The 14123-nt window shown below is 66.1% G+C and carries 12 protein-coding genes and 1 pseudogene; 5 read left to right on the forward strand and 8 right to left on the reverse strand.

Annotated elements, in window-relative coordinates:
• Positions 1-84 precede the first annotated feature (84 nt).
• Together M1B35_RS14315 and M1B35_RS14320 are read left to right on the forward strand one after the other, a co-directional pair.
• Complete coding sequence (locus M1B35_RS14315) at positions 85-714, forward strand: LysE family translocator (protein ID WP_268262279.1); 630 nt, start codon at positions 85-87, stop codon at positions 712-714.
• Between the two features lie 26 nt (positions 715-740).
• Positions 741-1085 carry an antibiotic biosynthesis monooxygenase family protein gene (locus M1B35_RS14320; RefSeq protein WP_268262280.1) on the forward strand — a complete coding sequence of 115 codons (345 nt, stop codon included), beginning with the start codon at positions 741-743 and terminating at the stop codon, positions 1083-1085.
• A gap of 26 nt (positions 1086-1111) precedes the next feature.
• Here M1B35_RS14320 and inhA read toward each other — a convergent pair whose 3' ends face one another.
• Positions 1112-1801, reverse strand: a complete 690-nt coding sequence (gene inhA / locus M1B35_RS14325; protein ID WP_123335072.1) for an isonitrile hydratase — start codon at positions 1799-1801, stop codon at positions 1112-1114.
• A gap of 114 nt (positions 1802-1915) precedes the next feature.
• Between inhA and M1B35_RS14330 the strand changes: the two are divergent.
• Positions 1916-2907, forward strand: a pseudogene (locus tag M1B35_RS14330) (GlxA family transcriptional regulator).
• A gap of 18 nt (positions 2908-2925) precedes the next feature.
• Here M1B35_RS14330 and M1B35_RS14335 read toward each other — a convergent pair.
• The 6 genes from M1B35_RS14335 to M1B35_RS14360 all read right to left on the reverse strand — a co-directional run bounded on the left by M1B35_RS14335 (position 2926) and on the right by M1B35_RS14360 (position 10720).
• Positions 2926-5364, reverse strand: coding sequence for a PEP-utilizing enzyme (locus M1B35_RS14335; protein WP_268262281.1), 2439 nt, complete (start codon positions 5362-5364; stop codon positions 2926-2928).
• A gap of 9 nt (positions 5365-5373) precedes the next feature.
• Positions 5374-6786 carry a TIGR01777 family oxidoreductase gene (locus M1B35_RS14340; RefSeq protein WP_279653816.1) on the reverse strand — a complete coding sequence of 471 codons (1413 nt, stop codon included), beginning with the start codon at positions 6784-6786 and terminating at the stop codon, positions 5374-5376.
• Positions 6787-6808: 22 nt separating this feature from the next.
• Positions 6809-7282 (reverse strand): hypothetical protein, encoded by a 474-nt coding sequence (locus M1B35_RS14345; protein WP_268262283.1) that lies wholly within the window; start codon positions 7280-7282, stop codon positions 6809-6811.
• A 105-nt stretch (positions 7283-7387) separates the two neighbouring features.
• Entirely contained in the window at positions 7388-9214 is a 1827-nt protein-coding gene (locus M1B35_RS14350; protein WP_268262284.1) for a glycoside hydrolase family 15 protein, read from the reverse strand.
• Positions 9207-10007 (reverse strand): glucose 1-dehydrogenase, encoded by an 801-nt coding sequence (locus M1B35_RS14355; RefSeq protein WP_268262285.1) that lies wholly within the window; start codon positions 10005-10007, stop codon positions 9207-9209. Before M1B35_RS14355 ends, M1B35_RS14350 begins: the two co-directional genes overlap by 8 nt.
• A 101-nt stretch (positions 10008-10108) precedes the next feature.
• On the reverse strand, positions 10109-10720 hold the full coding sequence (locus tag M1B35_RS14360) for a TetR/AcrR family transcriptional regulator (RefSeq protein ID WP_268262286.1): 612 nt from the start codon (positions 10718-10720) through the stop codon (positions 10109-10111).
• Between the two features lie 138 nt (positions 10721-10858).
• On the opposite strand from M1B35_RS14360, the gene M1B35_RS14365 reads away from it, so the two are divergent.
• Complete coding sequence (locus tag M1B35_RS14365; RefSeq protein WP_268262287.1) at positions 10859-12052, forward strand: MFS transporter; 1194 nt, start codon at positions 10859-10861, stop codon at positions 12050-12052.
• A gap of 54 nt (positions 12053-12106) precedes the next feature.
• Positions 12107-12847: a thioesterase II family protein gene (locus M1B35_RS14370; protein WP_268262288.1), complete on the forward strand. Its 741-nt coding sequence runs from the start codon at positions 12107-12109 to the stop codon at positions 12845-12847.
• 65 nt (positions 12848-12912) lie between these two features.
• Here M1B35_RS14370 and M1B35_RS14375 read toward each other — a convergent pair whose 3' ends face one another.
• Positions 12913-14046 carry a cupin-like domain-containing protein gene (locus tag M1B35_RS14375; RefSeq protein WP_268262289.1) on the reverse strand — a complete coding sequence of 378 codons (1134 nt, stop codon included), beginning with the start codon at positions 14044-14046 and terminating at the stop codon, positions 12913-12915.
• Positions 14047-14123 lie beyond the last annotated feature (77 nt).

The following is a 14123-nucleotide window of genomic DNA, read 5'->3' on the forward strand; positions in this document are numbered from 1 at the left end:
GGGCCTGCTGTATCTAGAACAGTTTTTTGTTTGTATCAGATTGGCGGCCTAATCTAGCGCCTTTCCTGTTGGAGCGCTCCCGCCATGTTGGACCTGGCAACCCTCTCGATTTTTCTGGGCGCGGTGCTGCTGTTGCTGCTCTCGCCGGGGCCGAACATGGCCTTTGTGATCAGCCACGGCGTGGCCTATGGCTGGCGCGGAGGCGTGGCCTCGGGGCTGGGCATCGGTGCGGCGGACGTGCTCCTGACCCTGCTGACTGCCAGCGGCGTCACCGCGCTGGTGGCCGGTTGGCCGCCGGCTTTCGACCTGATCCGCTACGCCGGGGTGATCTACCTGCTCTGGCTGGCGTATCAGGCGTTGCGGTCCCAGGCCCCGGTCGGCCTCGATAGCCGCCCCAGGGTGCCGCTGCCCACGGTGTTTGTGCGGGCGCTGTGCAACAGTTTGCTGAACCCCAAGGCGCTGCTGTTTTTCATGGTCTTCCTGCCGCAGTTCGTGCACCCGGAACGCGGCGCCATCGCTGGGCAACTGCTGGTCCTGGGGTTGCTGCTGACCCTGGTCAGCGGGGTTTTTCATACCCTGCTGGGGGTGTTTGGCGGTGGGCTGCGGCGGTTTTTTTCGACGGGTTCCGGGCTTGCCAGGGTTCAGCCCTGGCTGCTGGCGGCGGTGTTGCTGTGGCTGGCCCTGCGTTTGCTGCTGATGGCCCGCCCTGTTTGATGGATCACTCACAAGGGAGTTCGAACATGTACATCGCCGCATTCATCTATAAGCCGGGACAACGGGATGAGGAGTTTCAGCGCCTGAGCGCGATCATCGACGAGATTGCCCACAGCCTGCCGGGTTTTGTCGGCAGCCAGTCGTGGGTGTCTGCCGATCAGCAGTTGATCAACGCCAGCTATTACTGGGAAGACGAAGCCTCGATCAGCGCCTTTGCCCGTCACCCGCAGCACCTGGCCGCCAAGCGCCAATATCAGCGCTGGTACGCGGGTTATCAGGTGGTGATTTCCAAGGTGGAGCGCACCTATGGCGACGGGCGCATCAGCCAATTGCTCGGCAACAGTCGCGCGGGGCACGTGGGCCGGGCCTGAGCCGGGCCCACGTGGCAGGGCATCGGTCAGCCCGCGAGGCCCAGGCGCTGGGCCGCGCGCTGGGTGACTTGGGTGCGCACTTTCAAGGACTCGACGACCTTGCTCAGCGCCTCATCGCGCACCGCAGCAGGGGCGGTGTCCGGGCGGCCGGCGTTGAACGGCGGTGCCGGTGCGTATTCTAGCTGCAACTGCACCAGCTCGGCACGGGCCTGGCCGAACAGCTCGGCGGCCAGCACCAGGGCGAAATCGATGCCGGCGGTGATGCCGCCACCGGTCAGCAGGTTGCCGTCACGCACCACGCGCTCCTGCACCGGGATCGCACCCAGGGGCGCAAGCAATTCGTGGTAGGCCCAGTGGGTGGTGGCGCGCTTGCCTTGCAGCAGGCCGGCGGCGCCGAGCACCAGGGAACCGGTGCACACCGAGGTCACGTAGCGCGCGCCTTCGGCGTGCTGGCGGATGAAGTCCAGGGTGGGTTCATCCTCCATCAGGGGGCCGACACCGGAGCCGCCGGGCACGCAGATCACATCCAGCGGCGGGCAGTCGGCATAGGTGGTGGTGGGGTGCAGGACCAGGCCAGTGCTGGCGACCACCGGCTCCAGGTCCTTCCAGATCAGGTGCACTTTGACGTCAGGCAGGGAGGCCAGCACGTCGTAAGGGCCGGTCAGGTCCAGTTGCTGAACCTGTGGAAACAGTAGAAAACCTATCTGCAGCGTCATTGCATTTCCCCTTGGTCGATCCGATGGCTCTTACCCGAAAAGCGGGTGGACGGCTGAACTCTAGCGCCCTAATCTCTGGCGTATCCGCCAACCTGCCCACGAATCACGCCAATCATGCTCAACGCCGCTAAAACCGTTTACGTACTGGCCTTCGCCAATGCCCAAGTGCTGGATGTCACCGGCCCCTTGCAGGTGTTTTCTTCGGCCAACGACCTGTTGCGCCAGCGCGGGTTGCCGGCGCCCTATGTGGCCACGGTGATCGCCGCGCCGGGCGGTCCGTTGCAGACCTCGGCGGGGCTGGCGTTGGTGGCCGAGCCGTTGCCGGCCGAGGACGCGCCGAGCGATACCCTGATCATCTCCGGTGGCTGGGGCGTGTATGCCGCCGCCGAAGACCCGCAACTGGTGGCCTGGGTCGCACGCCAGGCCGAGCGTTCGCGCCGCGTGGCGTCGGTGTGTACCGGGGCTTTTCTGCTGGCGGCCAGCGGCTGGCTCGATGGCCGGCGAGTGGTCACCCATTGGACGCGCTGCGAGCAGTTGGCCGATCAATACCCGCAGTTGCGGGTGGAGCCCAATCCGATCTTTATCAACGACGGCCCGGTCTGGACCTCTGCCGGGGTCACCGCCGGCATCGACCTGGCCCTGGCCCTGGTGGAGCAAGACCTGGGGCGAGCGGTGGCCCTGGACGTGGCCCGGCAACTGGTGGTGTTCCTCAAGCGTCCCGGCGGCCAGTCGCAATTCAGTGTGACCCTGGGCCTGCAGCAAGAGGGGCAGCGCTTCGATGAACTGCACGCGTGGATTGCCGAACACCTGGCCCTGGACCTGAACATCGCCACCCTGGCCCAGCAGGTTGGCATGAGCGAGCGCAGCTTTGTCCGCCATTACCGCGCCGACACCGGGCAGACCCCGCCCGGGCCGTGGAGCTGATCCGGGTGGAAAGCGCCCGGCGCCTGCTGCTGGACACGCCATTGCCGATCAAGCGCATTGCCGGGCAGTGCGGCTTCGGCAGCGAAGAGACCCTGCGCCGCAGCTTCCTGCGGGCCATCGGCGTAACGCCCCAGGCCTACCGCGAACGTTTCGCCGCCGAGGGTGCCCTGGAGGCGTTCTAGGCGGCGAGCCCGCGGCCCCTAAGGCTGCACCAGGCTCAATTGGCCATCGCAGTACAGCACTTCGCGGCCGATCCAGGCCGGGTCCGCCTGGGGCAACACCGCCGAGGGCTTGCGCAGTTCGCGCAGCAAGGTCGAGCCGTGGGACAGGCGCCCGCCCATCCGCGCAATCACCGCACGCGCCGCTTGGTAGTGAGCGTGACGCCCGGGGTCGAGGCTGTCTTCAAGGAGGATGTCCTCGCCGAGAATGCCCTGCACCTGCCCGGGGTAGATCATGAACCCGGTGGCCTGCTCACTGCCGTCACGGCCGTCCTGCCAGAAGCTGCCGTCGCGGCTGCGGCGGTCTTCATGGGGGGCGAACCAGTGGCCGCGATCGGCTTCGGGCACCGCGTGGTGCAAACGGAAGAAAATCCGCATCAGGTTGTCGCGGTACCACTCACGCACTTGCAGGTAGTAACCGCGCAGGCCCGGCAGGCCCAGGTGGTGGACCAGGCGAATGGCCGCGGGCCAGGCGGGCAGGGGTTGCAGGGGCAGCTCACAGGCAGGTGGGCGCGGGGTGCCGGGGTCGGTTTCCCAGGGCAGGCGATGGGGGCTGTTGTCCAGGTCGCCGTAGGCGGTGGGCGGGCGGCCAAGCAGGGCGCCGCCGCTGCTGGCCAGGGCGGTGGCGATGCACAGGTTGCCCTGGACCACGAACACATAAAAACGGCTGAACCAGTCCGCCAGTTGCTGGCCGTCGGCCCCGGCGGCTTTCAGTTGCTCCAACTCGCGGTCGAAGCCTTCCAGGCCCCGTTCCAGGCCCAGCAGATGGCCGCGGGCAATGCGTTGCATGCGCAGCAGCCGGGGCAGCGAACGCAGCAGCCGCAGCGGGCGCCAGGGCAGGGCGGGGGTGGCGCCGCCCACTTCACCGGCGTAGCTGGCCGCAGAGATGCCCCAGTCCGCCAGGCGCGCCAGGAACAGGTCGTTGTTGATATAGGACGCGCCGCCGAACACCGCGGTGAACGGCTCATTGTCCTGCAACACCCGGGCGTCCCAGCGGGCCATGATCGCCGGGATGCTCGCCGCCGCCCGGCGCTGGCCGTACTCGACAAAGCGGCTGGGTTGAGGGGGCAAGATTTCGGCGATATTGGCCGCGGTCAGGTGCCGGCGCCAACCGTAGTCGCTGATGGGGCGGTATTGCAGCAGCCACAGTTGCTGGCCGTCCCAGGCCCACTCCACATCCCCGGGCACGTAGTGGAAGACCTTGAGCACCCCTTGCAGAAAGTCCCACAGGGCTTGGGCGCTCAGGCCCTGGGTGGTCGCAAAGTGTCCATCTTCCCAGGCAGGCCCCAGGCGCGAGAGCACCGCCCGTTGCGGGCTGGCGTGACCGTCGGCGAGGGATTCCAGGTGGCCCTCGACCCATTCCAGCTCCACTGCCAGGTGGCGGACAAAGGCGATGCCCGAGAGCACCGGGTCGATAAAACGTTGCACCACCACTTCTTCGACCCCGGCGGCGCTCAGCTCGGCCACTCGGTGGGCGACGTTGGTCGCCGGCTCACGCAGGTAGGTGGTGCTCAAGCCGGCATTGGCCGCGTCGGCCTGGTCTTCGCCATAGCTGGACGAACGCACCGCCCACAGGGCGTCAGGCTGGCTGGCGAGCAATGCCGGCAGGCGCGGGTCGCTGGCCTGTTCCAGGTTCAGGGCCACCGGCACTGGCTGCCCCGCCAGTTGCGCCAGGCGCAGGCGACCGCCCTTGGTGTGGGCGACAAACCCCGGCTCGGCACCTTCCAGCCAGGCGGCGAATTCGCCAGGATTGTCGATCCACGGGTAATGGCCCCAGCCCGGCTGCAGGCTGATGCGCAGGTCCGCTCGGGCCAGGATCGCCGACCAGGCGGCGGCCTGGGTGCTGCCGAGGAACGCGTCCTGAGCGCCCCAGACCAGTTCGATCGGATCGCTGACCCACTCCAGCAGCGGCAGCGCCGTGTCGGCCCGCAGTTGCTCCCAGGACGGTACAAAAGCCCGGCAACGCGCATAACCGGCGCCCATGCGTTGGTACTGGGCTGGGGTCCAGGTCTGTTGGGAAAACTTGTGGGCGAACCATTGGGGTTTGTGGCTGAGCAACGTATGAATCAGCTGGCGCAGGGGCAGGGGCGACATCAGCGCCGGCAGCCGCCGCTGCCAAAGGAACGCCCCCACCGGTGCCAGCAACACGCTACGGGAAAAGTGCCCGGGGCGACGCTGTAAGGCATGCAGCACCAGCAAGCCGCTGACCCCTACCGCCAGGATTGCATGCCCCGGGTCGGTCATGCCCAGCAGGGCGTCGGCGTATTCCCCGAGGTCGCTGCACGGTGGCAACGGGTTGTTGCCGAAACCCGGCAGCTCCAGGGGCTGCACCCGGTAGCGCTGGAAGTGCGGCAGGGCATCGTCCCACCAGTCGGCGGCGCTGCCGTTGCCCGCCAGCAGGTAGAGAAGGGGCTTGCTCATCAACAGTCCTCAGGCCAGGTCGCGCAAGGCGCCGTCCAGGGTCGGGTAGCGGAAGGTGTAGCCGGCTTGCAGCAAACGCTGGGGCACCACGCGCTGGCCGTCGAAAAACAGCTCGGCCATTTCCCCGGCCAGGGCCCGCACTGGCGCCGCCGGCACGTGCAGCCAGACCGGGCGCTTGAGCACCGCGCCCGCGGTTTCGGCGAAGGTGGCCTGGCTCACGGCATCGGGCGCCACCAGGTTGTAGGTGCCCGACAGGCTCGGGTCGCTCATGGCCCGGGCAATCACCTGGATCACGTCGTCGCGGTGCACCCAGCTCATGATCTGCTGGCCGTCACCCATGCGCCCGCCGAAGCCCAGGCGGAACGGAATCAGCAGCGGCATCAGGGCGCCGCCAGGGCCGAACACCACGCCCAGGCGCAGCACCACCTGGCGCACGCCGAACGCCGTGGCGGGTTGTGCCGAGGCCTCCCAGCGGGCACACAGCTCGGCCATGAAACCCTCGCCACGGCTGGCGCTTTCGTCCAGGGTCTGGCTGGCATCGCGCACACCGTAGAAGCCGATGGCCGAGGCCTGGATCCACAGCGCCGGCTTGTGCTCGGCGTTCTTCAACCAGGCCAGCAGCGCTTCGGTGGTGCCGACCCGGCTGGCCAGCAACTGCGCCTGGCGCTTGGCCGACCAGCGTGGCCCGGCCACGGGCGCCCCCGCCAGGTTGATGATCACGTCGAACTGCTCGCTGTGGCCCAGCTTGCTCAAGTCGCGCAGGCAACGCGCACGACCGTCGAACAGGTAGGCCGCGCGCAGCGGGTCGCGGGCCAGCACGCTGACGCTGTGGCCGGCGTCCAGCAGTTGGTTGACCAGGGCTTCCCCGATAAACCCGGTGCCGCCGGTGACCAGGACCCGTTGGTGCTTGCCGCCGGCAAACGGGTTGCCCGGCAGGCCTTGGCGCTGCAGGCGCAGGGAGGCCAGGCCATCGCGGATGCCCGAGGCGGTGACGCCAATGGCGAACAGGGTCAGCAGCCAGCCGAGCCAGCCGAAGTCGATCCCCACCAAGGCCGTGGGCAAGCTCGACCACTGCACCAACTGCACGCCGTAGAGGGCGAAAAAGGCCCCGCCGTTGACCGCCAGCACGGTGTGCATGATGCGCTCGATGGCCGGCAGCTTGCGGCTACGGTCCTCGACCACGAAGTCCCAGAGGGTCAGGCCGATTTCCAGGGCAAACAGCACGGCGATCACCAGGGCCCAGGCACCGTGGAAGGCGAAGTGCGCCATGCCGAGAAACAGAACGCCGTAGAAGCTTGAGCGGATCGCATGGATCGCCAGCTCCAGGCGGGCGTTGTGGCGTTGTGGCAAGGCCACGGTGAGTTCGTGGTGATAGATCGTGTCCAGGGCGCCGAGGGTGCCTTGGACCAGCAACAACAGCATGGCCCAGTGCAGCAGGGGAAGTTCAGCCACGGAGAGGTCCTTTCAAAGTGGAGGGGCGACGGTCATGGCGATAAAGCCAGAGCAACGGGGGCAACAGGGTGAGCAGGGCCAGGCTGTCGAGCCACAGGTGCGACGTCATCCGCGCCTGCCAGGAGATCCACATGTCCTGGGGCGCCCACAGCAGGATCCCGGCCATCAGCCAGGCCCAGGCCGTGGCGCTGCGCAGGCGATGGCCCAGGTGCACCAGGGCCAGCAGGAACAGGGAATAACTTTGCAGGGTGGCGCCGAACAGGTTCAGCCACCAGACCTGCTGGCTGCGCGCCGCAGCGGGAGCCGCGCTGCTCCAGAAGGCCTGTTCGACACTCAGCAGATAACCCTCGAGCAGCGGGTGGCCGGCGGCCCAGGTCAGCACCCCGGCGACCAGCAGATGGCCCAGGGCGGCGGCGTACAACCAGAGCACCAAGGCTCGGCGCAGGGACGAATCAACGGGCAACATTCCGTGTCCTATGAGGTTCCATGGGGGCGGCGCAGTGTAACGATTTTTGCTGCCGCGAGCGCCTGCTAGAGCCCGACTCGCCGATTTATCCCTCTAGTGATTCCTCTAGGGCTGCCACGTGGTTTTCGCCCCGCTGAGCTGGCGGTCGAGGAAGCTGGCCGCGCTGATCAGCGCCAAGTGAGTCAGGGCCTGGGGCGTGTTGCCCAGGTGGCGGCCGTGGCTGTCGAACTCCTCGGCGTACAACCCCAGGGGGTTGGCATAGCGCAGCAGTTGCTCGAACTCCAGGTGGGCTTTGTCCACCTGGCCGGCTCGGGCCAGGCATTCGACGTACCAGAACGAGCAGGCGGCAAACGCGCCCTCGGTGCCGGCCAGGCCGTCGATACCGCTGTCGTCGTTGCGGTAGCGGTAGACCATGCCGTCGCGCACCAGGCTTTTTTCGATCGCCTTCAGGGTCGACAGCCAGCGCGGGTCCTTGGCGCTGACAAAACGCACCAGGGGCATCAGCAGCATCGAGCCATCCAGGGCCGTGCCGCCGATGTGCTGGACGAAATGCCCCCGCTCCTCGTCCCAGAAGTTGTTCCAGATGTCTTCATAGATGGCTTGCCGGGTCTGGTCCCAACGGGCAAAGGGCGCCGGCAGCGAGCGCTTCGACGCCAGGCGGATGGCCCGGTCCAGGGCCACCCAACACATCAGCCGCGAGTGCAGAAAGTGATGCTGCTCGCCGCGCATTTCCCAGATGCCCACGTCTTTTTGCTGCCAGGTCTCGCACACCTGATCCACCACTTCGCGGGTGTGTTTCCAGCCCTCGTGGGAGATCGCCTCGCCGTATTTATTGACCAGGTACACCGCATCCATCAGCTCGCCGAAGATGTCCAGTTGCACCTGTTCCCAGGCCTGGTTGCCGATCCGCACTGGCCTTGCGCCGCCGTGCCCGGACCAGTGTTCGAGTTGGCTCTCGTTCAACTCCTGGCGCCCGTCGATGGCGTAGAGGATGTTCAGTTTGCTCGGTTGCCCGCAGCCGTCGCTGACCCGTCCTCGCAGCCAGCGCATGTAGGCGTTGGCTTCGTCGACAAAGCCCAGGCGCATAAAGGCGTAGACGGTGAACGAGGCATCGCGGATCCAGGTGTAGCGGTAGTCCCAGTTGCGTTCGCCGCCCGGGGTTTCCGGCAGGCCGAAGGTGGCGGCAGCGAGAATCGCCCCGTGCTTGCGCGAGGTCAGCAGCTTCAGGGCCAGGGCCGAGCGGTTGACCATTTCCCGCCAGCGTCCACGGTAATTGGATTGGCCGATCCAGTCGTGCCAGAACTTCAGCGTGCGCTCCAGGGCCAGTTCGCTGCAGCCGGTAATGACCCTGGGGTCGTCGATGCCGCCCAGGATGAACTCGGCGCTTTGCCCCTGGTGCAGGACGAACTCGGCCACCGCGCTGTGCTGGTCGATGTGCAGCGCCTGGCTGCCCACCAGGCGCAGGCCCGGTTGGCCCTCGGCCTCGAAACACACCGAACCCTGGTCGCTGCGGGCCTGGCTGGCACTGCGCGCGTAGTCGTGGCGCACCGCGCAACGCAGGTGAATGGAGGCGCTGCCACTGACCACCCGCAGCCGTCGGATCAGCAGCGGCAGGTCGTCTTCGCTGTCACCCACGGGCAGCAGGTCGGTGACTTCCACCACGGCCTGTTCGCTCAGCCAGCGGGTCTGCAGCACGTTGCTGTCGGGCAGGTAGATCTGCTGGCGGCGGGCGTCGGGCAAGTCCGGCTTGAGCTGGAAGATGCCGGCCTCGGGGGTGTCGAGCAGGGCGCCGAAAATTGTCGGGCTGTCGAATTCCGGCCAGCAGAAAAAGTCCACGCTGCCTTGGTCATTGACCAGGGCAGCGGTGCGCAGGTCGCCGATGATGCCGTGGGCGTCGATCGGGCTTTGACGTTCCTGAGGCCGTTCAACCATTGTCGCGAAACTCCGGGTAGAGGCTCATGCCGCCGTCGATGAACAGGGTGCTGCCGACCACGTAGTCGGAGGCGTCGGAGGCCAGCCAGACCACGGCGTTAGCCACGTCCTTGGCGTCGCCGATGCGCCCATAGGGGATCAGCTTGAGCAACGCCTGTGCCGCATCGCCCTCGGTGGCGTCGCGGTTGATGGCGGTGCGGATCGCCCCCGGGGCAATGCCGTTGACCCGGATACCCAGCCCGCTGACTTCCTGGGCCAGGCTGCGCATCAGCATCTCCACCCCGCCCTTGGACGCCGCGTAATTGACGTGCCCGGCCCAGGGAATCAACTGGTGCACGGAGCTCATGTGAATGATCTTGCCCGCCGCCTTGGAGACGCCATTGCGGATGCCCTGCTCGGTGAAGATGCGCAGGGCGGCCCGGGCGCAGAGGAACTGGCCGGTGAGGTTGACGTTGATCACCTGGCTCCAGTCTTCCAGGGTCATGTCCAGGATCGGCGCGTCTTTCTGCAGGCCGGAATTGGCCACCAGGATGTCGAGGAAGCCGAAGGCCTCCAAGGTCTTGGCGAACAGCCGCTCGACCTCTTCTTCCTGGGACACGTCGGCGCCGATGGCAATCGCCCGGCCACCGCAGGCATTGATGTCGGCGGCGAGTTTTTCCGCAGGTTCGGGCTGGCTGTGGTAGTTGAGCACCACCGAGGCACCTGCGGCGGCCAGAGCCTTGGCCGCGGCTTCACCGATGCCGGAACTGGCGCCGGTGACCAGGGCCACTTGTTGATCAAGAGAGAGACGCATGGGGCGATCCTCAAATCAGGGAGCGTGATTAGCTGACTGATAAAGGGCGCCGGGAGTTCAGCGGACGGGGTCAATCCGCAGGTTTTTCAGGGATGGGTGTTTTAGTGACGGGCTGTTGATGGCGGGGCATCTTCACGGCGCAGCCCGCGCAGGAGCAGTTGCAGGCCGCCCAGGCTCTCTTCGAGTTTTTGCGCCGGCTGCTCGGCATTGGCGATCCACAGCGCCGCCTCCACCAGGCTGCCGTTGATCAGGCGTGCCAGGGCCATGGGCGCTGCGGCTTCGACCACCTGCGCCTGCATCAATTGGCTGAGTAAGGCGCCCAGGGTCTCGATGCACTGTTCTTCTCCCGCCTTGCTGTCGGCGAGTACCGCCCGCGCATCCTGCAGCACGATGCGCTGGATTTCCGGCTCCAGCGCCATGTGCAGGTAGGCACGACAGCGTTGGCAGAAAGCCTCCCAGGGGTCCGCCACTTGGCTGGAAATCGCCATCAGGCGTTGGTCCATCTCGCCGTCGATCTGCGCCACCACCGCCGCCAGCAAGCCTTTCTTGTCACCGAAATGGTGATAAAGCGCCCCTCGCGTCAGGCCGGCTTCGGCCGTCAGGTCGTCCATCGAGGTGTGCGCATAACCCAGGCTGCCAAAGGCCTGGCGCGCACTGGCCAGCAACTTGGCACGGGTGGCTTCGATCATTTCGGCGCGAGGGCGTGAGCTCATGGCGGGTTCTCATCAGGGCAGAGGTGAATTGACATACGGCGCGTATGTTTGCATTATTTCTCACATACGCGCGTATGTATTTTTACTGCAACGGCTATTTATGGCAAGTTGCAGGCCCCCTGCCGAGGTTGAGACTTCATGGTTAACCCTTATCGCGAGCTGTTCCGCGCCCCGGGCACTCGCGCCTTTGTCATCGCCGGGATGATCGCGCGCATGCCGATCTCCATGACCGGTATCGGCATCATCACCATGCTGTCCCAGCTCAAGGGCGGTTATGGCCTGGCCGGTGCCGTGGCGGCCACCTTCGCCCTGGCCACGGCGTTTTGTGCGCCCCAGGTCTCGCGCATGGTCGACCGCTTTGGCCAGGGCCGGGTGCTGCCGCTGGCCGCCGGTGTCGGTGGCGGGGCGTTGCTGGCCTTGCTGTTGTGCACCCGGTTGCAGGCACCTATTTGGACGTTGTTTCTGTTCGCCGCTCTGGCTGGCTGCATGCCGAGCATGTCGGCCATGGTCCGCGCACGCTGGACCGAGGTTTACCGCGGCCAGCCGCAATTGCAGACCGCCTATGCCCTGGAGTCGGTGCTCGATGAGCTGTGCTTTATCATCGGCCCGCCGCTCTCGGTGGGCCTGAGCGTCGGGTTCTTCCCCGAGGCCGGGCCCTTGGTCGCACTGCTCGCCCTGGCCATCGGCGTCACCGCCCTGGTGCTGCAACGTGCCACCGAACCGGCGGTGCATCCCCATGAGCCGCAGCACCAGGGCTCAATCATTCGCTCGGTGGAACTGCGCCTATTGGTGTTGCTGATGGTCGCCATGGGCACCACCGCTGGTGTGGTGGATGTGGTCAGCGTGGCCTTCGCCCAACAGCAGGGCCAACCGGCGGCGGCGAGCATTGTGCTCTCGGTGTACGCCATCGGTTCATGCCTGGCTGGCATCGCCTTTGGTGCTTGGAAACCGAACATCCCGTTGCCCCGGCTGTTTATGTACGGCGGCATCGCCACCGCCGTCACCACCTTGCCGTTGCTGATCGTGAGCAACATCCTCGGCTTGTCCCTGGCAGTGTTCGTTGCCGGCCTGTTCTTCGCCCCGACCCTGATCGTGGCCATGGCCCTGGTGGAAAACATCGTGCCCCCGGCCAAACTCACCGAAGGCCTGACCTGGCTGGTCACCGGCCTGAGCATCGGCGTGGCCATCGGCGCCGCCAGCTCCGGCTGGCTCGCCGACCACCATGGCGCCCGCAGCGGTTTCTGGGTGGCATTGGCGGCGGGTGCCGTTGTGTTGTGGACGGCCGTGCAGAGTTGTCGGCGCTTGAGCCGGCGCCCGGCGCAGCCCGACTAATTTGCGTTGGTCGCAATCCGTTCTCCATACACATAACTGATTGAGGTAAGTGCAGTGACCCAACTGACACTTCTTTGCCTGCCCTATTCCGGGGCCAGCGCCATGGTCTACAGCCGCTGGCGGCGCAAGCTGCCCGAGTGGCTGAAATTGCAACCGGTGGAACTGCCCGGGCGCGGGGCGCGTTTTGGCGAGCCGTTGCAGACCGATATCCGCGCCCTGGCCCGGCAACTGGCCGCCGAACACGCCCCAGCGCTACGCGGGCCTTACGCCTTGTTCGGCCATAGCCTGGGGGCCTTGCTGGCCTGTGAAATGGCCCATGCCCTGCGCCAACTGGGCCAGCACGAGCCGGTGGCACTGTTCGCTTCCGGCACCGCCGCTCCGAGCATGCGCAGCGAATACGACCGCGACCTGGCCGAACCCAAGACCGACGCCGAGTTGATCGAACAACTGCGCACCCTCAACGGCACCTCGGAAGAGATCCTGGCCAACCAGGAACTCATGAGCATGACCCTGCCTGTACTGCGCGCCGACTTCCTCCTGTGCGGCGGCTTCCGCCCGGCGCAACGCGCCCCGCTGAATTGCCCGGTGCACGTGTTGGGAGGCAAGGCCGACCGCGCCACCACCGAGCAACTGATCGCCTGGAGCCAGGAAACCCGCGGCAGCTTCTCCGTGGACATGCTGGCCGGCGGGCATTTCTTCATCCATGAGCACGAAGCCAAGGTGCTGCGCATGCTCAAGGATCATCTGGAGCCTCATCGGCGGCGGCATGCTCGACCTTCGGCACTGGCGATCTGACGCCTTTGCCGGAATGAAAAAACCAACGCCGAGCGTTGGTTTTTTTGTGCCCGCGTGTTGGCGACTTACCAGCCGCGCCCGGAATCGACCCAGAAATTCACCGACAGCGAGGTGGACACCGACTCCACTTGGTGGAACCAGCCTTCAGGCAGGAACAGCAAGTCGCCAGCCTCCAGCACCACCCGCACGAACGGCACGTGCTGCGAGGCTGGGAAGCGCTGGTAGTCCGGGGCATCGGGATTGACATCGCAGCCATCCAGGCCGCCCTTGGGCGCGGTGGACCAGGTGCCCAGGGCTTCACGGTGATGGGGCGCGGCGAGGGTGAAGCGTTTTTGCCCCCAGACCTGGGCGAACAGATTGTCGGTGTCATCACGGTGCAATGGGGTCAGCGTGCCCTTGGGGCCGATCCAGATCCGCGGCGAAATGAACTGGGAACGGTCGAAATAGGGTGGGAACTGGATCTGTTCCAGCAACTGAGCGGGAACGATGTTGTTGCCCATATAGGCCGGCGGCGAGCCGTCCGCATTCTTCGCTGCCGGCTGTTCCAGAGACGCAATGAAGTCCGCCATGGACGTGGAGCGGAAATCCCGCTCGGTGGAAAAGGTCTTCTTCACGTAGTCGCCGTGGCGGGTGATGCCCTGCAGCTCGGCGAAATGCACCAGAGATTCTTCACGGCTCATGTTGAACAGCGGCCAGTCCTGCAACGCATCGCTGATGACCAGGGGAATGCCGCCAGGCAGGTAATGATCGCGGAACTCGCTGAGGGACAGGCTCTGGCGTGAACGCCGCTCGACGCTGTGCAGCGCCGGCTGGGCGGCGGACACCTGCTCACTGAAGCGCGGCGGCGTTGGGTAGCGCTTGTTCATGTCGACTTTTTCGACCTTGTCGCCGCCTCGGCGCGCGCTGTCGATGATCTGCGGCAAGAGCGTCGCCAGGCCCATGTTGCCGTCGATCTTCAGTCGCCCGCTGGCAAACAGTTCTTCGACGTTGACGCTGCCGGTCATGATCCCGAGAAAATCCTGCTGAGCCACCGAGATGGTCACATCGGGCGCGGCGTGACGGCCAGCCGCGGTGACGGTTTCGGCCTTGACCTCGGACCAGAAGGCCAACTGCGGTGCGAACACGAACTGAAAAACACCTTCGATGCCGACCGCACCGGCATTGGCAAACAGCTTGGACAGAATGGTGTGCAGGTCCACGGCGATCCCTCTTGATTGTGGTGTAGGCCTGGAGAGGGAACGAGTTTTTGCGAGGTAAATTTACCGTTATCGGCCAC

This window comes from Pseudomonas morbosilactucae (genome assembly GCF_023241665.1).
GTDB classification, from domain to species: Bacteria; Pseudomonadota; Gammaproteobacteria; order Pseudomonadales; family Pseudomonadaceae; genus Aquipseudomonas; species Aquipseudomonas morbosilactucae.

Bases quoted from the DNA above. Each gene is read 5' to 3' on its own strand.
- M1B35_RS14350 (WP_268262284.1), bottom strand. From the start codon at position 9,214: ATGGTTGAACGGCCTCAGGAACGTCAAAGCCCGATCGACGCCCACGGC.
- M1B35_RS14355 (WP_268262285.1), bottom strand. From the start codon at position 10,007: ATGCGTCTCTCTCTTGATCAACAAGTGGCCCTGGTCACCGGCGCCAGT.
- M1B35_RS14360 (WP_268262286.1), bottom strand. From the start codon at position 10,720: ATGAGCTCACGCCCTCGCGCCGAAATGATCGAAGCCACCCGTGCCAAG.
- M1B35_RS14315 (WP_268262279.1), top strand. From the start codon at position 85: ATGTTGGACCTGGCAACCCTCTCGATTTTTCTGGGCGCGGTGCTGCTG.
- M1B35_RS14345 (WP_268262283.1), bottom strand. From the start codon at position 7,282: ATGTTGCCCGTTGATTCGTCCCTGCGCCGAGCCTTGGTGCTCTGGTTG.
- inhA (WP_123335072.1), bottom strand. From the start codon at position 1,801: ATGACGCTGCAGATAGGTTTTCTACTGTTTCCACAGGTTCAGCAACTG.
- M1B35_RS14340 (WP_279653816.1), bottom strand. From the start codon at position 6,786: ATGCTGTTGTTGCTGGTCCAAGGCACCCTCGGCGCCCTGGACACGATC.
- M1B35_RS14335 (WP_268262281.1), bottom strand. From the start codon at position 5,364: ATGAGCAAGCCCCTTCTCTACCTGCTGGCGGGCAACGGCAGCGCCGCC.
- M1B35_RS14365 (WP_268262287.1), top strand. From the start codon at position 10,859: ATGGTTAACCCTTATCGCGAGCTGTTCCGCGCCCCGGGCACTCGCGCC.
- M1B35_RS14320 (WP_268262280.1), top strand. From the start codon at position 741: ATGTACATCGCCGCATTCATCTATAAGCCGGGACAACGGGATGAGGAG.